Raw genomic sequence first — 22,205 nt, 5'->3', positions numbered from 1 at the left:
CCGCCACTCCAGCCTGTCAGCTGGCGCCGTTCTGGCGGGCGGGGGGCTGTTAGCTGTCGTAGTCGATGGCGTGGGCCAGCTGCTTTTCAAACTCCAGCGCCTTGCCGGTGCCGAGCGCCACGCAATTGAGGCTCTCGTCCGCGATGGAGACGGCCAGGCCGGTCTGCTCGCGCAGGGCCAGGTCCAGATCGCCCAGCAGAGCACCGCCGCCAGTCAGCATCACGCCACGGTCAACGATGTCCGCGGCCAGATCCGGCGGGGTGGTTTCCAGCGCGGTCATCACCGCCTCGCAAATCTGCTGCACCGGCTCGGCCAGTGCCTCGGCCACTTGGGCCTGGGAAATTTCAATCTCTTTCGGCACGCCGTTCAGCAGGTCGCGGCCGCGGATCTGCATCGACTGGCCGCGGCCGTCGTCGGGCATCCGGGCGGTGCCGATGGAGGTCTTGATGCGCTCGGCGGTGGATTCGCCAACCAGAAGGTTCTGCTGGCGGCGCAGGTAGCTGATGATCGCCTCGTCCATCCGGTCGCCGCCGACGCGGACAGAGCGCGCATAGACGATGTCGCCCAGCGACAGAACCGCCACCTCTGTGGTGCCGCCGCCGATGTCGACAACCATGTTGCCGGTCGGGTCGGTGATCGGCATGCCGGCGCCAATGGCGGCGGCAATCGGCTCTGCGATCAGGCCGGCGCGGCGGGCCCCTGCGGACAGAACCGACTGGCGGATCGCACGTTTTTCAACCGGAGTGGCGCCATGCGGCACGCAGACGATGATCTTGGGCTTGGAGAAGGTCGAGCGCTTGTGCACCTTGCGGATGAAGTGCTTGATCATCTCTTCCGCAGTGTCAAAGTCGGCAATCACGCCTTCGCGCATAGGCCGGATCGCCTCGATCGAGCCGGGGGTGCGGCCCAGCATCAGCTTGGCGTCTTCGCCCACGGCCAGCACCTTCTTGACGCCATCCTTGACGTGATAGGCAACCACGGAAGGCTCGGACAGGATGACGCCGCGGCCCTTGACATAGACCAGAGTGTTGGCTGTGCCGAGGTCGATGGCCATGTCCGAGGAGAACAGACCGCCCAAGTTTCCGAAAAGCGCCATATAGAAGGGATCCTGTGAGTGCTGCCAATATTCCTTGGGCGACTCCCCGCGGAAGCCGCCTTCCCAAACCTTATAAGCGGCCCGGCAGAGCCGCGAAAGGGCGTATTATGGTGAAACAGCGCCTTTCCGCCCAGTATCCTGTGGCGTCAGTCTGCCGTGTTCACGCGCTGTTCCGGCGGCGGCCGGGAGACATGCCCGGACGGGCTGCTGCAGGTGCTGGGCCGGGAGAGGTCAGGCCGGAAAGATCCGCTGCATTTCCGCCGTGAAATGCGCCCAGGTCAGGCTGGCGCTGTTGCCGGCATAGCCCTCGTAATAGGATTTTCCGCTGGAGACGGGAAGCCCGGCCCAGATCTTGGCCAGATTGAGCATGAAGGTCTTGCGCGGCATGTCCTTGGCCAGGAAGGCGCTGTAGCCGGCTTCCTCCACCAGCTGATGCGCCAGCTGGTCCTGCAGCTCTGGCGTGAAGCGGGCTTGCGGTTTCACGCCCTGATGCCTGACCAGGCGCCGCAGCGTAGCGGGGATGAACTGATAGCGCCCGATGGCATGGGGCTGGCCCGGGGTGGCGTCAATCCATGCGTTGATCTCGGCAATCGTCATGCTCGTCGGCTTCTTCGGCGGCTTGCGGGTGGCCCCGTATTGCACCGCGTCATATTGCGCCTTGCCGGCTTCGGCGCTGGCAATCAGGTCCAGCAGGCGTTTGACGCTGGGCGGTGCCTTGAGGATGGGGGCAAACAGCCCGCCGCCGCTGCGGCCGCGGAACAGGCTGGCCGCACCGGGATTGAGCGATACCGCCCCGCGGCCCTGATCGGCGCCCGGCAGGGTGTCGGGCAGCAGGCTTGCAATTGCCTGCGGGGCCGGAACTTCGGATGGGGCCGGGCCTGGCATCGGAGCAGAGGCTTTTTGCAGGAAGAATTGGTTGCCGACCAGCGAATAGCCTTGTGCGCTGACGGCGGCTGCTGTGCACAGCAGCAAGGCCAGAAATGTCAGGGCTAGGGCAAAGGCGCTCATTCTGAGGGGCATGTGAACCTGCATTCTGCGGTGTCTTGTCGGGGTGCAGCCTGCCGCAGCCAGGTTGAGATTCCGTTTACCGGGCGTACGCTGCCCCTTCCTCCGCTTGAGATTTGCCGCTACAGGAGGAAAATGCTCTCTTACCAGCACATCTACCACGCCGGAAACCTGGCCGACGTCCAGAAGCACGCGCTGCTTGCCTGGATGCTGGCCTATCTTACCCGCAAGGACAAACCGGTCAGCTATATCGAGACCCACGCGGGCCGTGGTCTCTATCAGCTGGACGCGCCCGAAGCGGTCAAGACCGGCGAGGCAGAACAGGGCATCACCAAGGTTCTGGCAGAGCAGGGTCTGGCAGCGGATCATCCGCTGCACCGCGCCCTGTCGGAGACCCGCAAGGCGCACGGCGCGGCCGCCTATCCCGGATCGCCGCTGATCGCAGCCTCGCTGCTGCGCGCCGGCGATTCGCTGCAATTCGCCGAGCTGCACCCGCAGGAAAACGCTGAATTGCGCGCCGCGCTGAAGCCCTGGAAGGCCAAGGTGCACCAGCAGGACGGGTTTGAGCTCGCCATGTCGCTGGCACCGCCAACCCCGCGCCGCGGCCTGTTGCTGATCGACCCCAGTTACGAGATCAAATCCGACTATGCCCGCATCCCCGGCATCATCGGCCAGCTGCACAAGAAGTGGAACGTCGGCGTCATCGCGCTGTGGTATCCGATCCTGCGGGACGGCAGCCATAAGATGATGCTGAAGGCGCTGGAGGCGCAGGGGTTGCCTGATGCGCTGCGCCACGAGGTTTCCTTTCCGCCGGTGCGCGAAGGCCACCGGATGGTCGGCAGCGGCATGTTCGTGGTCAACGCGCCCTATGGCGCGGCAGAGGAAGCCGCGCGGATTTCGGCGCTGTTTGACGCGGTTTCGCGCAAGTAACCCCGGATCGCGCGTTCCACCCGTTGGACCAGCGCGGCACCGCCTGCTTCGCCGGCAAAAGCGGCAGAGTTGATCATGCCCTTGGCAATGGCGACCACGTCGCGGGCCTCCTGCGGTCCGGCGGCGGGGGAAAACCGGCGGATGGTGTCCAGTACGATCTGAGCCATCTCCTGCGCCAATGCTGCGGTTTCCGGTGCCAGCTGCAAGTGCTGTTCGGCATACTCTGCCTCCATCGCCAGCCGGGGGCGTTCGAACTGATGCCGCATCCCGGCTTCCAGCAATGCCCGCAATGCCGCCTCCGGCGGCGCATCGCGGCAACGCTCTGCGGCGTCCCGCATCCACCCCAGAAGTTCAGCCCGCTTGCTGCGCAGAACCGCGGCCAGCACTGCCTCTTTGTTGGGGAAATACTGATACAGCGAGCCGATGCTGACGCCCGCCCGTTCGGCAATCGCATTTGTGGTCAATCCCTCCCGCCCCGCAGTTTCCAGAATGCGAGCCGCCGCCTCCACGATCGCCTCCTGGGTGGCGCGGGAGCGGGCCTGGCGGGCTTGTTTTCTTGGGCTGTGCATTGCGGGTGGCTTCCTGCCGGGAACGCGAGTTGAGAATGTGAGCAATTCTTCACATTCTTGGCGGCAAAGACAACATCCCGGAGGTTTCCCGATGAAAATGACCATCTTCCTGCTGCTGCGGGCCTCCCCCGGCTGGCTGCGCCTCAGCCGCGCGGAACGCGGACGCATCGCCGCTGCCGGGCTGGAGCCCTTCACCCGAAACGGGCTGTCGCTGCGCCATTTCGATGCCGAGGCGTTTCATGCGGATGTCAGCGATGTGGCGATGATCGAAGCAGAGACGCCGGAGGCCTACTATTTTGCCATCGAGCAACTGCGGGATACCGCCCTGATCGCCGAGGGCTACTTCACGGTCACCGGGATCATCCCGTCTTTTGAAAACGGCTTCCGCACCTACGAGGCCGCCCATGCGGTTTGACGGCAGACGCATTCTGGTTACCGGTGCATCCTGCGGGATCGGACGGGCGCTGGCATTGCAGCTGGCGGCAGAAGGCGCAGAGGTTCTGGCGCTGGCCCGCACCAGCAAAGCGCTGGATGATCTGCCAGAGGGCATTGAGCGGCTGGCCTGCGACCTGGGAGACCGCCGCGCGCGCACTGCGCTGATTGCCGGGCTGCAGGGGCGGCGGCTGGACGGGGTGATCAACAACGCGGGCATTCAAATCGCCTCTGATTTTGTCAAAGGCACGGCGGACGCGCAGGATATCGAGCAGGAGCTGGTGGTGAACCTGACAGCGCCCATGCATCTTGCCGCCGGGCTGCTTCCGGTTCTGGCGCGCACACCAGGCAGCTTCCTGGTCAATGTGACCTCCGGCCTTGCCCTGGCGCCGAAACGGCAGGCGCCGGTCTACTGCGCCTCCAAGGCAGGCCTGCGCAATTTCACCCGCGCCATGCGCTATCAGGCTGAGGACGCAGGGCTGCGGGTCCAAGTCACGGACTGCGTAATGGCGCTGGCGGCGACGCAGATGACCGCGGGCCGCGGCCGCGGCAAGATCAGCCCCAACACTGCCGCGGCCGCCTTGCTGAACGGGGTGGCTGCAGGCAATAGCGAAATCTGGGTGGGGCAGATGAAGCTGCTGCGGCTGATCCACCGCCTCTCACCAGCGCTGGCGGCCCGCATCCTGCGCGGCTGAGGTATTGCAAACAGTTTGGAAATTCAGCGGTTTCCCGCTACGCTTTTCAGCAGGGAGGGCGCCATATGGAACGCAGGCTGGCCGCCGTGCTGGCGGCGGATATGGTTGGTTACAGCCGACTGATGGACGTGGATGAGCAGGGCACGCTGGCCCGCCTTCGCACCCACCGGATCGAATTGATCGACCCTGCGATCTCCAAGAACCGATGCTCCATTATCAAGACTACCGGCGATGGGATGCTGGTGGAGTTTCCCAGCGTCTGCGACGCGGTGGCCTGTGCCGCAGAGGTGCAGGACAGGATGCGCCGCCGTAACGCGGATGTGACGCCTGATAAACGCATCCAGTTCCGGATCGGTGTGAACCTCGGCGATATCATCTTTGACGACGGCGACATCTACGGCAGCGGCGTCAATGTGGCGGCAAGGCTGGAGCAGTTTGCCGGCACCGGGGACGTCTGCATCTCTGCCGCCGTTTACGATCAGGTCCGCCGCATGGGCGAGCTGCAGTTTGAGGATCTGGGGCCGCAGCAGCTCAAGAACATTGCGGAACCGGTGCAGGTCTACCGGCTGCTTCTGGAAGGGGAGGCCGCCGGCGCCGCGCCGGATCAGGACGGCAGCGCCATCGAACCTGCTGCCGTTGTCAAACCCTCCATCGCGGTGCTGCCCTTTGCCAATATGAGCGGCGACCCGGAGCAGGAGTTCTTTGCCGACGGGCTGACAGAGGACATCCTGACCGAACTCAGCCGCCGCCACGAGCTGTTCGTGATTTCCCGCAATTCGACCTTTGTCTACAAGGGGCAGGCGGTGAACATCCGCGAAGTGGCGGAGAAACTGGGCGCCCGCTACATCGTCGAGGGCAGCGTGCGAAAAGGCGGAAACCGGCTGCGGATCACAGTGCAGCTGATCGACAGCTGCAATGATTCCCATATCTGGGCGGAGAAATACGACCGCACGCTCGACGACATATTCGATATTCAGGATGAGGTGACATCGGCGATTGTCGCCACCCTGCCGGGGCGGATCGAAGCCGCCCAGCAGGATGAGGTCTCGCGCAAGAAACCTGCCAGCCTCGCGGCCTATGAATGCGTGCTGGCGGCCAAGGTCCTGCATCACCGCAGCACGGCAGAGGACAATGCCAAGGCGATGGAGCTTATCGACCGCGCGGTAGAGCTGGATCCGGAGTTTGCCCATGCCCACGCATGGCGCGGCTGCATCCGCGGCCAGGCCTGGGGCTATGGCTGGTGCGATGATGTGGAGGGGATGCTGCAGCTGGCGCTGGAGTCGATCCAGAAAGCCGCCTCGATGGACGACAATGATGCGGACGTGCACCGGCTGATGGCGGCGGTGTCCATCCTGCAGGACAACTTGGACCAGGCGCAGTACCACCAGGAACGCGCCCTGTCGCTGAACCCGAACTACGATCTGGTTGTGGTGCAGATGGGCGAGCTGCTGACCTGGCAGGGACGGCCGGAGGAGGGCGCGGACTGGATCGAGAAGGCGATGCGCCTCAACCCGCATTTCCCGGTCCGCTTCTGGAGCCACCTCGGAAAGGCGCATTTCACCGCGCGGCTTTATGAGCAGGCGCTGACCGACTTCAAACGCCTGCCTGCTTTGGATGTGGTGCAGAATGGTTTGGTGGCGGCCTGCCATAGCTGGCTGGGCAATACGCAGGAGGCGCAGGACTTCGTTGAGAAAATCCGGATGATGCAGCCAGAGGCCACGGCAGAAGGATTGCTGGCCGGGCTGCACTACGGCCGCAGTGAGGACAAGGTGCACTTCACTGAAGGGCTGCGCAAAACCGGGCTGGAATAGGCCGTAATAAAAAGGGCGCCGCAGCGGGCGCCCTTTTCTTTCGATGAAACCTTCTCAGGCCAGATCCTTGTAGGAAATCTCCTTGGTATCGGCGCCTTCGCCCACCCGGCCGCGGCGCACGATCAGGCGATTCAGCGCGTTCACATAGGCCTTGGCCGATGCCACAACCGTATCGGTGTTGGCGCTTTCGCCGGTGGCGATGTTGCCATCCTCTTCCAGCCGTACCGAAACCGTCGCCTGCGCATCGGTGCCCTCGGTCACTGCATGCACCTGGTAGAGCTGCAGCCGGGCAGTGTTCGGATAAATCTTGCGGATTGCCTTGAAGGTTGCATCCACCGGCCCGTCGCCCTCGGCGGTTTCGGTGACATCCTTGCCGTCGATCTCCATCTCAACGGTGGATTCCGCTGGACCGCCGGTGCCGCAGACCACTTTCATAGACACGATTTTGAGGTGGTCGTTCTCGGCATCCACACCGGTGCGCATCAGCGCAATCAGGTCGTCGTCGAAGACTTCCTTCTTGCGGTCGGCCAGCTCCTTGAAGCGGACAAAGACGTCCTTCAGCTGGTTATCGCCCACCTCATAGCCGAGGTGCTCCAGCTTGTCGCGCAGCGCCGCGCGGCCGGAATGCTTGCCCAATGGCAGCGAAGTGCCGGAGAGGCCGATGTCCTCGGGCCGCATGATCTCGAAGTTCTCGCGGTTCTTCAGCATGCCGTCCTGGTGGATGCCGCTTTCATGGGCAAAGGCGTTCTTGCCGACAATCGCCTTGTTCGGCTGCACCACGAAGCCGGACACGGTCGAGACCCGGCGCGAGACATGCATGATCTTGGTGGTGTCGATCCCGGTCGACCAGGGCATGATGTCGTTGCGGGTTTTCAGCGCCATCACCACTTCTTCCAGCGCGGTGTTGCCCGCCCGCTCGCCAAGGCCGTTGATGGTGCATTCGATCTGGCGCGCACCGCCTGCCACGGCTGCCAGCGCGTTGGCGGTCGCCATGCCCAGGTCGTTGTGGCAATGGGTGGCAAAGATCACATCATCTGCGCCCGGCACGGTCTCGATCAGGCGCTTGATCAGGTCGGCGCTTTCTGCAGGCGCGGTGTATCCGACGGTGTCGGGGATGTTGATGGTGGTGGCACCGGCCTTGATGGCGATCTCGATCACCCGGCAGAGATAGTCCCACTCGGTCCGGGTCGCATCCATCGGCGACCACTGCACGTTATCGACCAGGTTGCGGGCGTGGGTCACGGTCTCGTGGATCTTGTCGGCCATCTCGTCCATCGTCAGGTTCGGGATGGCGCGGTGCAGCGGCGAAGTGCCGATAAAGGTGTGGATACGCGGCTGCGCGGCCTTGCGCACCGCTTCGGCGCAGCGGTCGATATCCTTGAAATTGGCGCGCGCCAGGCCGCAGATCATCGCGTTTTTCGAGCGCTCGGCAATCTCGGACACGGCGGCAAAGTCGCCTTCGGAGGCAATCGGGAAGCCGGCCTCGATGATGTCCACGCCCATCTCGTCCAGAAGCTCGGCAATCTCCAGCTTCTCGTCATGGGTCATGGTGGCGCCGGGGCTCTGCTCGCCGTCGCGCAGGGTGGTGTCGAAAATCAATACACGGGATTTGTCGCCGGAAATCGGGGATGCATTTGTCATGATGGTATCTCTTGTCTCTGTCCTAGGCCCTTCCAGGGCATTCATAGCCTTCGATGGCGCGCGTGCGGCAATCCTCTGAGCGGGCGCGCCGGAAGGGCACGCTCAGAGGCGGGCTAGGATCAGTAGGGCGCGCAGAGCGGCACCGCGGGACGCGGCGGCGGCAAGGGTGATATCTGCGCAAATGGTCATGGCAGGGATTTATACAGAGGCGCAGGCGAATGGAAAGAGGGATTCTGCCCGGCGCGGTTTCACCAGTTGCCGTTGCGGCACGGCACCGATTTATCAGCGCTGCATGCCGCCGTATGCGGTAAGTGCAAGACAATATTGAAAAAGCGGTATAATATAAGTAAGGACCTGCCGCAGTTTCAATGCGGCAGTTTGTCCGCACTGAGCCTTTTTTGTGAGGCGGGAACGGCAATGGGTCTTGCGCTGGCGGTTTTTCCGGCGTTGACACCCCGGATCCGGCGCTCCCTTAGGGGAATGCGCCATCGATAGGAGGAAAAAGTGTCGAATAAAATTGTCCTTGGATATGACGACAGCGAGGCCGCCAAATCGGCGCTTGCCTTTGCCGTCAGCCTTGCCAAAGCGCAAGGGGCAGAGCTGGTGATCGCGCATGTGCTGGAATGGTCGCCCTATTCTTTCCTCACCCCGGAGGAGATCGAGCAGCGCCACAAGCGCCGTGAGGAAGAACTGAAAAGAGCAGAAAGCGCCTTGCTGGCCCCCGTCTGCAAAAGTCTGGAAGATGACGGTGTCACCGTTACAACCGAGCTGAAATACGGCCATATCGCCGAAACCCTGATTGATGTGATCAAGAAACATGGTGCAAGCCACCTGATCATTGGCCGCACTGGCCATTCCGGGTTGTCTTCGCGGCTGTTCGGCTCTGTCGCGGGCAGCCTGGCCCAAGCGGCACCGGTTCCGGTCACCATCGTTCCCTAAAGAAAAAAGCAGAGGACAGTCATGAGGAAATCAATCAAGGCGGCAGCCCTGTCTGCGCCGCTGCTGCTGGCGGCAACCGCCCCGGCGATGGCACAATCCGTCGACGAACGCGTCAATGAGCTGTTTGCCAGCTCCACCGGCTGGTTCGTCAACCTGATCTTCAGCCCGTTCCCCGGCACCAGCTTCCCCTGGATCGTGGCCTGGCTGGTCGTCGCGGCCACCGTATTCACAGTCTACTTCGGCCTGATCCAGTTCCGTGCCTTCCCGCACTCGATTTCGCTGGTCAAAGGTGATTACTCCGACCCCAACGACGCGGGTGAGGTCAGCCACTTCCAGGCGCTGGCAACCGCGCTGTCGGGCACCGTCGGCCTTGGCAATATCGCCGGCGTCGCGGTGGCAGTCGGCATCGGCGGCCCCGGTGCAACCTTCTGGATGATCCTGGCCGGCCTGATGGGTATGGCGTCGAAGTTCACCGAATGCACCCTGGGCGTGAAGTACCGCAATGAGTTTGAGGACGGCCATGTCTCCGGCGGCCCGATGTACTACATGACCAAGGGCTTTGCTGAACGGGGCCTGCCAATGGGCAAGTTCCTGGCGGTGCTGTTTTCGGTGTTCTGTATCCTCGGCGCCTTTGGCGGCGGCAACATGTTCCAGGCGAACCAGGCGCACGCGCAGATCTCTGGCGTCGTGGGCGATTACCCGGGCTGGATCACCGGTGTTGTCTTCGCCACGGTGGTGTTTGCCGTGATTGTCGGCGGCCTCAAGTCCATTGCCCGCGTCACCGAAAAGGTCGTTCCGTTCATGGGTGTTATGTATGTGGCGGCTGCGCTGGTCATTCTGGCGATGAACGCGGACAAGATCGGTTGGGCCTTCGGGGAGATTTTCAACGGTGCCTTCACCGGTGCGGGTGTTGCCGGCGGCATGGTTGGTGCGCTGATCCAAGGCTTCAAGCGGGCAGCCTTCTCGAACGAAGCCGGCGTTGGCTCTGCGGCGATTGCACACTCTGCAGTGAGAACCAAAGAACCGATCACCGAAGGTTTCGTGTCGCTGCTCGAGCCCTTCATCGACACCGTGGTAATCTGTACCATGACCGCGCTGGTGATCATCATCACCGGCCAGCTGATCCAGGACCCGAACACTGGCCTGTACCTGCTGGATGAAGGCGCAAGCACCATCCAGACCGTGGATGGCAACAAGGGCGTGGCGCTGACTTCGGCAGCCTTCTCCTCGGCCTTCGGCTGGTTCCAGTACGTGCTGGCGCTGGCGGTGATCCTGTTCGCCTTCTCCACCATGATCAGCTGGTCCTACTACGGTCTCAAGGCCTGGACCTTCCTGTTCGGCGAAGGTCAGACTACCGAGCTGGTGTTCAAGGTGATCTTCTGCATCTTCGTTGTGATCGGCGCAGCTGCAAACCTCGGCCCGGTGATCGACTTCTCCGACGCGGCAATCTTTGCCATGGCGGTGGTCAACATCATCGCGCTCTACTTCCTGATGCCGGTCGTCAAGGCAGAGCTGAACAGCTATATGGCGCGCCTGAAGTCGGGTGAGATCAAGAAGTACGGCTGACACAGGCCCCGCCTGATCAAAGCTGAATGAGACAGGCCTTCCCGGGCATCCGGGAAGGCTTTTTCTTTGGCTGGCCCTAGCTGGTGTTCTCCACAATCCGGCGCAGCCCGGCGATCAGGTTTGGCAGGTCCTCAGCCTGCGACTGGCAAAAACCGATCAGCAGTCCCTGTGCCGCGCCGTCCGGGTCGTGCGCCGACAGCGGCCGGATGCCAAACCCTGCCGCAGCGGCGCGGCGGCAAATCTCCGTGTCGTTCTGCCTGTCCTTCAGGTGAAATGCGATCTGCATCCCGGCATTGTGGCGCTGAAAATATCCCAGCGCCTCCGGCCAGTCTGCCAGCGCCTCAGCCGCCGCGGCATAGCGTTCTGCATAGAGCCTGCGGGCGCGGCGGATGTGGCGGTCGTACTGGCCCGTCGCCATGAATTCCGCCAGCGGCCTCTGCGCGGTGATGGCGGCGCCTGCGCTTGGGTGGATGAACTGCGCCCGGAACCGCGGCACCAGGCCCGGCGGCAGGATCGCATAGCCCAGACGCAGCGCGTGGGAAAACGTCTTGGAAAAGGTGCCGACGTAGATGCACCGCCCCTCGCGGTCCAAAGCGGCCATAGCCGGCACCGGCTGGCCGCCATAACGGAACTCGCTGTCGAAATCGTCCTCGATGATCCAGCCGCCCCGGTCCTTGGCAGCCTGCAGAAAGGCTTGGCGCCGCGGCACCGGCAGGGTGCCGCCCAGCGGGAATTGATGCGAAGGCGTCAGCAGCGTGACCTTGGCCATATGCTGCGGCACTATGGCCCCGCGCGCACCAGCCCGCAGCCAGTGGACCGGCCAGCCGCGGGCCTGCGCAAACCGCCGGGTCGGGGTGAAGCCGGGGGCCTCCAGCGCGATATCCTCCCCCTCCACCAGAAACTCCATCGCCAGTTCCAGCGCTTCCCGCGCGCCGCTGGTCACCAGCACCTGCTCCGCGCTGCAGGCGATGCCGCGCCAGCGTGCGGCATAGGCCGCGATTTCCCGGCGCAGCTCCGGGTCGCCAAAGCTGTCCTCCTGGTGGCTCAGGCTCAGCGGGTCCATCCTTGCCACACGTGAAACACAGCGCGCCCAGGGCCGGGCCGGAAAAACCCCAGGATCCGGCGCGCCGGGCAGCAGCAGGCTTGGCGCGGGCGGCGGAACCGCTGCAACCGGCGTCGCGGGAACCTCAGGAGGGCGGATCGGCGCCACGTCGCAAACAAAGATCCCGGCGCCCTGCCGCGGTTCCGCAAACCCTTCCGCCACCAGCTGGTCATAGGCAGTCACCACGGTGGAGCGCGCCACTCCCAGATCCTGCGCCAGCGCCCGCGATGATGGCAGCCGGGTGCCCAGTTCCAGGCTGCCGTCGCTGATCCGGCGGCGCAGCGCCACAACGATCTGCTGATACAGCGGCTCCGCGCTGCCTTCGGAAACCATGCTGGACAGGTCGATCAAACTGGACTGTTCATTTTGTCGAAAACTGGAAGTTAATCTGAGGCCAGTTTGCGCGTAGCTGTCGCGGGAAACAACAAGAAACATGAGGTCAGCCCATGCGCCAGCCCGAACCAGAAGCCGCCCTGAAAACGGAGCGCAGCCGCCTGCGCCGCGCCCATGAACGCGGGCTCTATGACCGTGAAAACGTGTATCGGGTGCTCGACGCCATGCCGCTGGCCCACATCGGCTATCAGATCAATGGTGCCACCTCGGTGCTGCCCACCCTGCAATGGCGCGAGGGCGATCACGTCTATTGGCACGGCTCCGCCGCCAGCCGCGCCATCCGTGCGATGGCCGGGGCAGAGGTCTGCCTGAGTGTCACCTGCATGGACGGCTACGTTCTGGCGCGCTCGGCGTTTCACCACTCGGTCAACTTCCGCTCGGCAATGCTGTTCGGCGTGGCAGAGCAGGTAACGGACGAGGACGCCAAGGCTGCCAGTCTCAAAACGATGGTGGATCAGATCTTCCCCGGCCGCTGGGAAACCTTGCGCCCGATGACCGCACAGGAGCTGAAGGCAACTGCGCTGCTAAGGATGCCGATTGAGGAAGGGGCGGCCAAGATCCGCTCCGGCCCGCCTAAGGATGACGAACAGGATTATCTCCTGCCGATCTGGGCGGGTGTGGTGCCGATGGCGATGGAGCTGCAGCCGCCGCAGCCCGATCCTGCCAATCTGGAGGGTGTCGCGATGCCCGACCACCTGAGCCGCATCCGCATCGGTTGAAACAAAAAAGGCGCGCCACCCTGGCGCGCCTCTCATCCCACCAGGTTTACTCGGTCTGCCCCGTTTCAGCCTGTTCTGCGGCCCCTGCACCGCCGCTGACCAGCGCACCGTTTTCCCAGGTGCCGTCTTCCTGTACGCCAGTCGCATATTTCATCGTGCCAGCCCCCTGCCGCTTGCCGTTGACAAAGCTGCCCTCGTAAACATCGCCGTTGGCATAAGTCGCAACGCCTTGGCCCAGGATCTTGCCCTCCTGCCATTCGCCTTCATAAATGAAGCCATTGGGCATCACGATCTTGCCCTGGCCGTGGCGCTGGTTGCTAACAAACTCGCCAGTGTAGAAGGAGCCGTCGGCGTAGGTCACCGTTGCTTGCCCATGGCGCTGCGAGTCTTGCCAGCCGCCTTCATACCGGTAGCCGTCGGCATAGGTCATCACACCGTGGCCATGGTTCTGGGCGCTCTTGAAACCGCCGGTATAGGTCAGCCCATTGGGATAGACGGTGGTGCCTTGGCCCTCGATTACCCCGGCCACCCAATCGCCTTCATAGGTGGCGCCGTCCGGATAGGTGATCTTGCCCTTGCCTTCGGCCAGATCATCGCGGAACTCGCCCTCATAGATTGAGCCATCGGGGTAGGTCATCGTCCCTTTTCCGTCGATCTGGCCCTTTGCCCAGTCGCCGGTGTAGGTATAGCCGTCTTTCTCGGTGATCGTGCCTGTTCCGTGGCGCTGGTCGTCGGCGAATTCGCCGACATAGACGTCACCATTGGCATAGGTCATTTTCCCATGGCCATGGCGGCGGGTGTTCTGCAGCTCGCCTTCGTAGATATCGCCATTGGGGTGCACTTGGCGTCCGGTGCCTTGCATCTGGCTGGCTGCCCATTCGCCCTCGTAGATCAGCCCCTCCGGAGTTTCGAGCCGGCCCTGGCCCTGCAACTGGCCGTCCGCGACCAAACCCTCGTAAACGGTGCCGTCCGCGTAGGTGATCCGGGCCTGGCCTTCCTGGCGGCCCTCAACCCAGCCGCCGTTGTAGGTATAGCCATCGGGAGAGGTCATCACGCCCTGGCCGTGCCGCTTGCCATCGGCAAAGCTGCCCTGGTAGCGCACGCCGCTGGTATAGACTGAGGTTCCGTCGCCGTGGATCTGGCCGTCCTGCCAGCTGCCCTCGTAGGTGCTGCCGTCAGCCCGGGTCAGCTTACCCAGCCCGTGCGGCTTGCCTTGCGCAAACTCGCCTTCATAGACCGAACCGTCGGGGAACCGCGCCACGCCCTGGCCGCGCACTTCGCCTTCGACCCATTCGCCGCTGTATTCATAGCCGTTCGGCAGCTTGTAGGTGCCGGTGCCATGCTGCAGCCCGCCCTTGAAGGTGCCTTCATAGACGCCGCCGATCTCGTCCTGGGTGGTGATGACCTCGCCGTCCTGCGCCAGCGCAGGGGCGGCCAGTGCCAGGAGGGTGGAAAGCGCGAATGCGGTGCCGAAACGGGTCATTGAAAGCCTCTGCCTGCCCAGAAATTGCGGTGCTGCTGCCATATTGGGTTGCTCGCCCGGAAACTAAGCTACCGCAACACGGGCCGCAATGTCTTTTCCCTGGCCTGCCCCCTTGCCCTTTTCCTTGGCGGTCAATCTGGTAAATGGCTGGGAGAGGTATTTCACAAAGGGCCCAAGCAGCATGGCAGACCGTTTCCGCGTGACACTGGCGCAGCTGAACCCCGCCGTCGGCGACCTGGCAGGCAACGCCGCCAAGGCCCGCGCCGCCTGGGAGGAGGGCCGCAAGGCCGGCGCCGACCTGGTGGCGCTGCCGGAAATGTTCATCACCGGCTACAACACCCAGGACCTGGTGATGAAGCCGGCCTTCCACACCGCCGCCATCGCCGAGGTAGAGAAACTGGCGGCAGACTGTGCGGACGGCCCGGCGCTGGCAATTGGCAGCCCCTGGGTCGAGGGGACCAAACTTTACAATGCCTACCTGATCCTCAAGGGCGGCAAGATTGCCTCGCGCAGCCTCAAGCACCACCTGCCGAACGAGACTGTTTTCGACGAGGTGCGGATCTTTGATGCCGGCCCGCTGGGCGGCCCTTACGCGGTTGGCAATACCCGCATCGGTTCCCCCATCTGCGAGGACGGCTGGCACGAGGATGTCGCGGAAACCCTGGCTGAGACCGGCGCAGAGTTCCTGCTGATCCCCAACGGCTCGCCTTATTTCCGCAACAAGATGGAGGTGCGCTTCAACCACATGGTCGCGCGCTCTGTCGAAACCCATCTGCCAGTGATCTATCTGAACATGGTGGGCGGCCAGGACGATCAGGTTTTTGACGGCGGCTCCTTCGTGCTGAACCCGGGCGGTGCGCTGGCGCTGCAGATGCCGGTGTTTGACGAAGCTTATGCCCATCTCGATCTGGAGCGCACGGAGGACGGCTGGCGCGCGGTTGAAGGCGAAAAGGCGCATTTGCCTGACGCATGGGAGCAGGACTACCGGGTGATGGTGGAATCCTTGCGCGACTACATGGGCAAGACCGGCTTCAAGAAGGTTCTGCTGGGTCTGTCCGGCGGTGTGGACTCGGCCATTGTTGCCGCCATCGCGGTTGATGCGCTGGGCGCCGATAACGTCCGCTGCGTGATGCTGCCCTCCGAGTACACCAGCCGTGAATCGCTTGACGATGCCGAAGCCGTCGCCAAGGCGCTGGGCGTGCATTACGACTATGTGCCGATCTCCGAGGGCCGGGCTGCCATCACCAGCACGCTGGCACCGCTGTTCGAAGGCATGGAGCCGGGCCTGACGGAGGAAAACATCCAGTCCCGCCTGCGGGGCCTGCTGCTGATGGCGATGTCCAACAAGTTCGGGGAAATGCTGCTGACCACTGGCAACAAGTCCGAGGTCGCGGTCGGCTATGCCACCATCTACGGCGACATGAACGGCGGCTACAATCCGATCAAGGATCTGTACAAGACCCGGGTGTTCGAAACCTGCCGCTGGCGCAACGCCAACCACCGCCCCTGGATGATGGGGCCGGAGGGCGAAGTGATCCGCCCCAACGTGATCGACAAACCGCCCAGTGCCGAGCTGCGAGAGGATCAGAAGGACAGCGACAGCCTGCCGGACTACCCGGTGCTGGATGCAATCCTCGACATTCTAGTGGATCAGGACGGCTCAATCGCAGATTGTGTCGCGGCCGGCTTTGACCGGGACACGGCCAAACGGGTGGAGCATCTGGTTTATATCAGCGAATACAAACGCTTCCAGTCCGCTCCCGGCGCCCGGCTGACCCGGCGCGCGTTCTGGCTGGACCGCCGCTACCCGGTCGTGAACCGCTGGCGCGACCCTTCCTGAGGGGCGCGTTAACCTGTTGAAGCGGCAGGTTTTTCCGCGCCCTTGCAGCTGCAGGTCAGGGTTTTCGGTGCCGGTAACGCCCTGATATGCGGCGGAAAAATCACAATGGCCGAATGCGGCGCAACCTGTGTCGCATGCACGCTGGACCGGCGGTTTTTCACCGGGCATAGATGCCCGCATGCCCGGACCCAAGCTGCCCCATTTTCAATCCGATCTTGCCTTGCCCAAGGCCGTCGACGCCGTGGTGATCGGCGGCGGCATCATTGGTGCCAGCACCGCGCTGGAGCTGGCCGAACGCGGCCACTCGGTGCTGCTCTGCGAAAAGGGCCAGATCGCAGGGGAGCAAAGCTCGCGCAACTGGGGGTGGGTGCGCATTGCCTGCCGCGACCCGCGGGAAATCCCGCTGATGGCAGAATCCCTGCGTCTGTGGGAGGGGCTCGCACAGCGTACCGGCCATGAAACCGGCTTCACCCGTTCCGGTATTCTTTACACGGCTGAGGCCGCCAAGCGCGAAGCACAGCTCGAACGCTGGCTGCGCAACCTCGATGGCTGGGACCAGGGCGCGCGCATGGTCCGCGGCGAACAGCTGGCCCAGCTGATGCCGGGACACCGGACCAGGGCGCAGGCCGCGCTGCACACGCCCCAGGACGGGCGGGCAGAGCCGCAGCTGGCAACCCACGCAATCGCTTCGGCCGCCCGTGCTGCCGGCGCGAAAGTGATGACCGATTGCGCCGTGCGCAGTGTTGAAACCTCAGCGGGCCGCATCAGCGGCGTGATGACAGAACGCGGCCGGGTGGCCTGCTCTGCCGTTGTCACTGCGGGCGGCGCCTGGTCGCGGCTGTTCCTGGGCAACGCGGGGGTGAACCTGCCGCAGCTCAAGGTGCTGAACTCGGTCCTGCGCACCTCGCCGGTGCCGGGCGGGCCGGACACCTCCGTGCGCAGCGGCAATCTCGGCCTGCGCAAGCGAGCCGACGGCGGCTACACGGTTTCGGACGCGATGGAGAACGTGGTGGACATCGTTCCCGACAGCTTCCGGCTGGGGTGGAAATACCTGCCCAGCCTGCGCCAGGAGTGGAGGGCGCTGCAGTTCCGCGTCTCCGGCCGCTGGGCCGAGGAAGCCGCCCAAGCGCACAGATGGAACCCGCAGGACATCACCCCCTTTGAACAGTGCCGCGTCCTGGATCCGGCGCCTTCGCAAAAGGCGATCCGCAGCGGCTGGGCCGCCGCGCAAAAGGCTTTCCCGGTGCTGCGGGATGCTGATGTGGTGCAAAGCTGGGCTGGCATGATGGATGTGACTCCGGATGCGATTCCGGTGATTTCGCAGGTCGACAGCCTGCCGGGGCTGTTCATCACCACCGGATTCTCCGGCCACGGCTTCGGCATCGGCCCCGCCGCGGGGCGGCTGACCGCTGATCTGGTGACCGGCAGCGCCCCCGTCGTAGATCCGCACGTCTTCCGCCTGTCGCGATTCACCGACGGCAGCGGCTTCGGCCCCCAAACAGGCTGCTGATCAACCGGCCAGCAGGCGGTCCCGGGCTGTCAGCGCACCAGTGCTGCACTATTATTACGGCAGGAGGGCTGACGGATGAGCGGAAACAAGACCGCGCCTACAGGCGCAAGCGTCGAAGACTTCCTGCAAGCGGTGGAGCCGGAGCGCAAATCTGTCGAGGCGCAGGAGCTGGACCGGCTGTTCCGCGGGGTGACCGGATTCCAGCCGCGGATGTGGGGGCCGTCGATGATCGGCTACGGGCGGTACCACTACCGCTACGCAACGGGCCGTGAAGGCGAATTCCTGGCCACCGGTTTTGCCCCGCGCCGGGCGCGCCATTCGATCTACATCATGCCGGGCTACCAGGACTACAGCGCCATCCTGGCCCGCCTGGGCAAGCATCGTCTCGGCAAAAGCTGCCTCTATGTAAACAAGCTTGCCGACATAGACCTGGACGTGCTGGCTGAACTGATCCGCGCCGGGCTGAAGGACCTGGATGCGATCTGGCCGGTGCAGCCTGAATGACACGGCCGGTCTTTCCTATTGCCTGAAAATACCCCCGCCGGAGGCACATGCCAAAGGCACGCTAACCCTCGTGAAACTGGACAAACCGCGGCCCATGTGACAAGGGGCAGGGCAACAGGAGACTCGTGATGACCACCACCCGTTTTGCCCCGTCGCCGACCGGCTATATCCATGTCGGCAACCTGCGCACCGCGCTGATGAATTACCTGATCGCCCGCAAGGCCGGCGGCACCTTCATCCTGCGCATCGACGACACCGACCCGGAACGGTCGAAGGAAGAATATGTCGATGCAATCAAGCAGGACCTGGAATGGCTGGGCCTGACCTGGGATAAGGTGGAGCGCCAGTCCGAGCGCCTCGACCGCTATGTCGCCGCGGCGGAAAAGCTGCGCGAGATCGGCCGTTTCTATGAGGCGTTCGAGACCCCGACCGAGCTGGACCTAAAGCGCAAGAAGCAGCTGAACATGGGCAAGCCGCCGGTCTATGACCGCGCCGCTCTGAACCTGTCCGATGACGAGAAAGCAGCGCTCCGCGCCGAGCGCGGCGACGGCGTCTGGCGCTTCAAGCTGGACCATCAGCGCATCGAATGGACCGATGGGATCCTGGGCGGTATCTCCATCGACGCGGCCTCGGTTTCCGACCCGGTGCTGATCCGCGGCGACGGCCAGTTCCTCTACACACTGGCTTCGGTGGTGGACGACACCGAGATGGGCGTGACCCATGTGGTGCGCGGCTCCGACCACGTCACCAACACCGCCACCCAGATCCAGATCATCGAGGCGCTGGGCGGCTCCGTTCCGTCCTTCGCCCACCACTCGCTGCTGACCGGACCGCAGGGCGAAGCGCTGTCCAAGCGCCTGGGCACCCTGGCGCTGCGCGACCTGCGCGAGGCCGGCGTGCAGCCGATGGCACTGCTGAGCCTGATGGCGCGCCTGGGTTCCTCCGACCCGGTGGAGCTGCGCACAGAGCTGGCAGAGCTGATCGACGGCTTCGACATCAACCGCTTTGGCGCTGCGCCAACCAAGTTCGATGTCGAGGATCTCTATCCGCTGACCGCCCGCCACCTTCAGTCGCTGCCGCTGGAAGCCGTGCAAAGCCACGTGGACGCGCTGGGCGTCCCGGCGGAGAAACAGGCCGCTTTCTGGGACATGGCCAAGGAAAACATCACCACGCTCAAGGATCTTGCGGGCTGGTGGGAGCTGTGCCGCGACGGCGCCGAGCCGCTGGTCGCGGATGAGGACAAGGACTTCATCGCTGAGGCGATGGCGCTGCTGCCCGAAGGCCCCTACGGCAGCGAAAGCTGGGGCAAGTGGACCGCCGCAGTCAAAGAGGCGACCGGCCGCAAGGGCAAGGGCCTGTTCATGCCGCTGCGCAAGGCTGTGACCGGCATGGAGCGCGGCCCCGACATGTCCGCCCTGCTGGCGCTGATGGAGAAAGTCCGCGCCCGCGGCTGACGCCGGAACGGTCCTGTTAAGAATTGGCGGTGCCCCCGGGTGCCGCCTTTTTTGCTTGCCGGGAAGCTCCCGCCCGCAGTGGCCGCATCAAAGATGCCGCCACTGCGGTTGGGCCGGGCGCCGTGCATTCGCACGGCGCGGCAGCGCATCCTGACGGGATGCACTGCGATGCCCGCCTGCTGGGCAGAGTGCAGATGGTTTACCCCCAGCGGCCGTCCCGCACTTCCCGGCACATCTCCTTGGCCGCCTCTGCCATGTCCGGGTTCGGGTGGCCGCCAAGCGCATCCAGCGACTTCTCCATCCAGCGCATCACCGAAGGCGAGTCGCTGCCGCAGCGGGCGATCGGAGGAAAGGCGCAGCGCAGCAGGTGGCTGGCGGTGACTGGCGGGATGCTCACATTCGGATAGGTTGCTTCACGCGTTTCGCTGGTCTCATCCGCCGGCATGTTCTCCCACAGCAAACGCTCCAGCCGCCCCATCACTTCCACTGCGGTGCCGGGATCGTTGACGCCGGGCGACAGGGCGCGCTGTGCAGTCTCCGCCAGCAGGGTGAGGCCAAAGGACGGGTCCTGATCGAAGCTGCGCACATCGCCGATGTCGATCGCGGCAGAGGCCGCCTTGCAGAACGCATTGTCCCCCGCCGTGGCCCAGGCCACCGGCTGGCCGCGCAGGATGTATTCCCCCGGTGCCCGCGCAAGGGTGATCTGCGTGCCGGCCTCCTCTGCCAGCTCATTCAGCCGCGACAGCCCGGCATAACGGACAAAGCCGCTCTTGGCTGACGGTATATCCACCGCACTGTCCGGTTTGCCCTCCTCGCGCGCGCAAAGCCCGCCGAGGCAGGGTTTGTCCATCCGGGCCTGCAGGCTGGCGCGGGTGCGGTCCTCGATGAGGCGCAGGGTGTGATCCATGCTGCCGAGGCTCGACAGATGGTCGATCCAGCGCAGGATGGCCCACACGATCAGCACCACCACGATGACGGTCAGGCCAAACACCACCAGCGCACCTTCCGGGGTGAAATAGCGGGCGCGGAACAGGATGACCGCGCTCAGTGAATAGATGAAACCGCTGACGAAAGTCGCCAGCACCTGATGGGTGACGGTGTCCTCAAGCAGCAGACGGTAGACCCGTGGCGTCGCCATCGACGCGGCGGTGCGGTAAGCGCTGACCATAACGTTCAGCGAAAACGTGGTGACTGCCAGCATTCCCGACGCCAGGATCGTCAGCACCGGCAGCACCGCCTCGCGCCCGAAATCCTCGCTCAGATTGTCCGGCAGCAGCGGCTTCGCCAGCGGTGCCAGCAGCAGCGCCAGCACGGACATCAGGGAAATCAGCACAACCCTGAACCAGAGCTGCCGCGCAATCCGGCCCAGGTGCAATAATAGCTTTTCGATCATGCCTTGCAGACTATGCGGCGGGCGCCGGTGCTGTCGATCAGATCGTCAAAGATTTTGCGCTCGGCTGCGCTGATTGCTTGATGGCGCGGATAGCGCGGCGCCGCGCGGTCGTCCAGAATGGGGGAGTCCCAGCCGTCGGTGGTTTCCACGAAGCCTTGCAGGCCATCTGTGCCAAACACCTGCAGATAGCCCTGCAGCACCACATCCAGATAGCTCAGCAGCACCGGGTGCCGTGCGCTGACCCCGTTCTGCTTGCCGGCCGGCACCGCGTAGACGGAAATTTCAGGGCTGCACGCCAGCCCATGCTGCACGCGGTCCGAGGCCGGAAGCCGCTCATAGGCAAACTCCCGTTCATCAAGCGCCGCCCAGTCGGCTCCCGGCACCTTTGCAATCAATCCGTCGATTTCGCTGTTCTCGCAGGGCACCGCCGACAGGAACGCCACATCGCGCAGGGAGGTGTGCACCCAGGCCCGCCGCCAGCCCTTCAGGCGGGCAGGCCGGGCGCTGCCGTAGCTGTGGGTCGCCGTATTCACCAGGCTGCCGTAGCCAAAGAAGTAAGGAGCTGTCATCCGCGCGCCCTTCTGCCGCATTTCCGCCAATTGATGTATGTCAAACCGCTTTTTGGAGGCTTGTGCAATAAGCTATGCAATCTAGCTTCGGGAGCAACCCATGCGCATTACCAAAAGGACCAACATTGCCGTGCGGCTGCTGATGTACTGCGCCGCGCATGAAGACCGCCTGGTGACCAAGGCCGAGATCGCAGAGTGCTGTAATATTTCGGAAAATCACCTGGCTCAGGTGATCAACCAGCTGAGCCAGCTGGGCTATCTTTCGACCCAGCGGGGCCGTAACGGCGGCATGAACCTCGGCAAACCTGCGGCAGAGATCCGAATCGGCGACGTGTTCCGCGATGTCGAGGGCAATCTGCCGATGGTGGAGTGCTTTGCCGACGCCGACAACACCTGCCCGCTGGCCTCGGCCTGCCGGCTCAAGGTGGCATTGGCGGATGCAGCCCAGGCATTCTACACCTCTTTGGATGACATCTCGCTGGAGTCGCTGGTCTGTGGCAACCATGATCTGATGCGCCTCCTGCAGCCGGTGTCCTGCGGCGTCCGCTAGGGCG

Annotated in this window: 20 protein-coding genes; 12 read left to right on the top strand and 8 right to left on the bottom strand. The window is 64.0% G+C overall.

Features of this window, described 5'->3' with window-relative positions; all coding sequences use genetic code 11:
* Window positions 1–49: 49 nt before the first annotated feature.
* Window positions 50–1,096, bottom strand: coding sequence for a rod shape-determining protein (locus tag K3725_RS16840; protein ID WP_019297721.1), 1,047 nt, complete (start codon window positions 1,094–1,096; stop codon window positions 50–52).
* A gap of 231 nt (window positions 1,097–1,327) precedes the next feature.
* On the bottom strand, window positions 1,328–2,104 hold the full coding sequence (locus tag K3725_RS16835; protein ID WP_260016418.1) for a hypothetical protein: 777 nt from the start codon (window positions 2,102–2,104) through the stop codon (window positions 1,328–1,330).
* 132 nt (window positions 2,105–2,236) lie between these two features.
* Between K3725_RS16835 and K3725_RS16830 the strand changes: the two genes are divergently transcribed.
* Entirely contained in the window at window positions 2,237–3,031 is a 795-nt protein-coding gene (locus K3725_RS16830; protein ID WP_260016417.1) for a 23S rRNA (adenine(2030)-N(6))-methyltransferase RlmJ, read from the top strand.
* Here the strand turns inward: K3725_RS16830 and K3725_RS16825 are convergent.
* Window positions 2,968–3,600: a TetR/AcrR family transcriptional regulator gene (locus K3725_RS16825; protein WP_260016416.1), complete on the bottom strand. Its 633-nt coding sequence runs from the start codon at window positions 3,598–3,600 to the stop codon at window positions 2,968–2,970. The two genes, K3725_RS16830 and K3725_RS16825, sit on opposite strands and share 64 nt — an antisense overlap.
* A gap of 91 nt (window positions 3,601–3,691) precedes the next feature.
* On the opposite strand from K3725_RS16825, the gene K3725_RS16820 reads away from it, so the two are divergent.
* The 3 genes from K3725_RS16820 to K3725_RS16810 all read left to right on the top strand — a co-directional run bounded on the left by K3725_RS16820 (window position 3,692) and on the right by K3725_RS16810 (window position 6,538).
* Entirely contained in the window at window positions 3,692–4,015 is a 324-nt protein-coding gene (locus K3725_RS16820; RefSeq protein WP_260016415.1) for a darcynin family protein, read from the top strand.
* Entirely contained in the window at window positions 4,005–4,727 is a 723-nt protein-coding gene (locus tag K3725_RS16815) for an SDR family NAD(P)-dependent oxidoreductase (RefSeq protein ID WP_260016414.1), read from the top strand. Before K3725_RS16820 ends, K3725_RS16815 begins: the two co-directional genes overlap by 11 nt.
* Before the next feature lie 65 nt (window positions 4,728–4,792).
* The gene (locus tag K3725_RS16810) at window positions 4,793–6,538 is read left to right on the top strand and encodes an adenylate/guanylate cyclase domain-containing protein (protein ID WP_260016413.1); all 1,746 of its coding nucleotides are present in this window, start codon (window positions 4,793–4,795) and stop codon (window positions 6,536–6,538) included.
* Window positions 6,539–6,592: 54 nt separating this feature from the next.
* On the opposite strand, the gene K3725_RS16805 is transcribed toward K3725_RS16810, so the two are convergent.
* A complete protein-coding gene (locus K3725_RS16805; protein ID WP_260016412.1) occupies window positions 6,593–8,179 on the bottom strand; it encodes a 2-isopropylmalate synthase in 1,587 nt (528 codons plus the stop codon).
* A gap of 504 nt (window positions 8,180–8,683) precedes the next feature.
* Between K3725_RS16805 and K3725_RS16800 the strand changes: the two genes are divergently transcribed.
* Window positions 8,684–9,118, top strand: a complete 435-nt coding sequence (locus tag K3725_RS16800) for a universal stress protein (RefSeq protein ID WP_260016411.1) — start codon at window positions 8,684–8,686, stop codon at window positions 9,116–9,118.
* A 21-nt stretch (window positions 9,119–9,139) separates the two neighbouring features.
* The gene (locus tag K3725_RS16795) at window positions 9,140–10,684 is read left to right on the top strand and encodes a sodium:alanine symporter family protein (protein ID WP_260016410.1); all 1,545 of its coding nucleotides are present in this window, start codon (window positions 9,140–9,142) and stop codon (window positions 10,682–10,684) included.
* Window positions 10,685–10,760: 76 nt separating this feature from the next.
* Here K3725_RS16795 and K3725_RS16790 read toward each other — a convergent pair whose 3' ends face one another.
* Window positions 10,761–12,137, bottom strand: coding sequence for a PLP-dependent aminotransferase family protein (locus K3725_RS16790; RefSeq protein ID WP_260016409.1), 1,377 nt, complete (start codon window positions 12,135–12,137; stop codon window positions 10,761–10,763).
* Between the two features lie 95 nt (window positions 12,138–12,232).
* Between K3725_RS16790 and K3725_RS16785 the strand changes: the two genes are divergently transcribed.
* On the top strand, window positions 12,233–12,898 hold the full coding sequence (locus tag K3725_RS16785) for a pyridoxamine 5'-phosphate oxidase family protein (protein ID WP_260016408.1): 666 nt from the start codon (window positions 12,233–12,235) through the stop codon (window positions 12,896–12,898).
* A gap of 46 nt (window positions 12,899–12,944) precedes the next feature.
* Here K3725_RS16785 and K3725_RS16780 read toward each other — a convergent pair whose 3' ends face one another.
* The gene (locus K3725_RS16780; protein ID WP_260016407.1) at window positions 12,945–14,381 is read right to left on the bottom strand and encodes an MORN repeat-containing protein; all 1,437 of its coding nucleotides are present in this window, start codon (window positions 14,379–14,381) and stop codon (window positions 12,945–12,947) included.
* 181 nt (window positions 14,382–14,562) lie between these two features.
* Between K3725_RS16780 and K3725_RS16775 the strand changes: the two genes are divergently transcribed.
* The 4 genes from K3725_RS16775 to gltX all read left to right on the top strand — a co-directional run bounded on the left by K3725_RS16775 (window position 14,563) and on the right by gltX (window position 19,689).
* Window positions 14,563–16,221: an NAD+ synthase gene (locus K3725_RS16775; protein WP_260016406.1), complete on the top strand. Its 1,659-nt coding sequence runs from the start codon at window positions 14,563–14,565 to the stop codon at window positions 16,219–16,221.
* Window positions 16,222–16,399: 178 nt separating this feature from the next.
* Window positions 16,400–17,731 carry an FAD-binding oxidoreductase gene (locus K3725_RS16770; protein WP_260016405.1) on the top strand — a complete coding sequence of 444 codons (1,332 nt, stop codon included), beginning with the start codon at window positions 16,400–16,402 and terminating at the stop codon, window positions 17,729–17,731.
* A gap of 75 nt (window positions 17,732–17,806) precedes the next feature.
* Window positions 17,807–18,235, top strand: a complete 429-nt coding sequence (locus K3725_RS16765; protein WP_260016404.1) for a DUF1801 domain-containing protein — start codon at window positions 17,807–17,809, stop codon at window positions 18,233–18,235.
* A 128-nt stretch (window positions 18,236–18,363) separates the two neighbouring features.
* On the top strand, window positions 18,364–19,689 hold the full coding sequence (gene gltX, locus K3725_RS16760; protein WP_260016403.1) for a glutamate--tRNA ligase: 1,326 nt from the start codon (window positions 18,364–18,366) through the stop codon (window positions 19,687–19,689).
* A gap of 199 nt (window positions 19,690–19,888) precedes the next feature.
* Here the strand turns inward: gltX and K3725_RS16755 are convergent, their stop codons facing one another.
* Both K3725_RS16755 and K3725_RS16750 read right to left on the bottom strand, forming a co-directional pair.
* On the bottom strand, window positions 19,889–21,082 hold the full coding sequence (locus K3725_RS16755) for a DUF2254 domain-containing protein (protein WP_260016402.1): 1,194 nt from the start codon (window positions 21,080–21,082) through the stop codon (window positions 19,889–19,891).
* Window positions 21,079–21,651, bottom strand: a complete 573-nt coding sequence (locus K3725_RS16750) for a gamma-glutamylcyclotransferase family protein (RefSeq protein WP_260016401.1) — start codon at window positions 21,649–21,651, stop codon at window positions 21,079–21,081. Before K3725_RS16750 ends, K3725_RS16755 begins: the two co-directional genes overlap by 4 nt.
* Window positions 21,652–21,751: 100 nt before the next feature.
* Here K3725_RS16750 and K3725_RS16745 point away from each other — a divergent pair, with 100 nt between their 5' ends.
* Window positions 21,752–22,201 carry an Rrf2 family transcriptional regulator gene (locus tag K3725_RS16745; protein ID WP_260016400.1) on the top strand — a complete coding sequence of 150 codons (450 nt, stop codon included), beginning with the start codon at window positions 21,752–21,754 and terminating at the stop codon, window positions 22,199–22,201.
* Window positions 22,202–22,205: the final 4 nt, after the last annotated feature.

Origin of the sequence: Leisingera sp. S132 (assembly GCF_025144465.1) — a bacterium.
Lineage (GTDB): Bacteria > Pseudomonadota > Alphaproteobacteria > Rhodobacterales > Rhodobacteraceae > Leisingera.
The sequence above is the reverse complement of the archived record's forward strand: the minus strand, read 5'-3'. Positions and strand labels throughout refer to the sequence as shown.